A 673-nucleotide genomic window follows, 5' to 3' on the forward strand; every position below is an offset into this window, starting at 1 on the left:
GGAAGGCGTCGTGCGCGCCTTCAACATCCCGCCGATCCTGCTGCCGGCACCAACGGCCGTCTGGGCGCGGCTTTCGACTTCACTGCCGACGCTCTGGGCGGATTTCCGCCAGACCTTCATGAAGGCGGTTCTGATCGGTTATGTGCTCGGCTGCGGCTCCGGGTTTCTGGTCGCAATCCTCATCGACCGCTCTCCCTTCCTGAAGCGCGGCCTGCTGCCCTTCGGCAATTTCGTCGCGGCCCTTCCGATCGTCGGCATCGCGCCGATCATGGTGATGTGGTTCGGCTTCGACTGGCCGTCCAAGGCCGCCGTCGTGGTGGTTTCGACCTTCTTTCCGATGCTGGTCGCCTGGTTGCGCGGCTTCGGCGCCAGCGAGCCGGAGATCGAGGACCTGCTCTATTCGATGGGCGCCACCCGGTTCGGCGTGTTCCACCGCGCCCGGCTTCCCGCAGCGCTCCCCTATTTCTTCGCCGGCTTCCGCATCTCGATCACCTATGCCGTGGTCGGCGCGATCTTTGCCGAATATGCGGGCGCCGCGAAGGGTCTCGGCATCTACATCCTGAACGCCAAGAACTCGTTCCGTCCGGATCTCGTGCTCGCCGCCGTTTTCATCTCGGCCGGACTGACACTCGTCCTCTTTGGCGCGACGGTGCTGGTGGAACGGCTTCTCGTG

At 64.6% G+C, this 673-nt stretch carries 1 protein-coding gene; it reads left to right on the plus strand.

All coding sequences use genetic code 11. The features are described from left to right. Positions 1 to 673, plus strand: a 673-nt coding sequence (locus MD273_RS18580; RefSeq protein ID WP_239039262.1) for an ABC transporter permease, incomplete at both ends; no start/stop codon positions are given.

The organism is Marinobacter sp. C7, assembly GCF_022343555.1.
Classification (GTDB): domain Bacteria; phylum Pseudomonadota; class Gammaproteobacteria; order Pseudomonadales; family Oleiphilaceae; genus Marinobacter.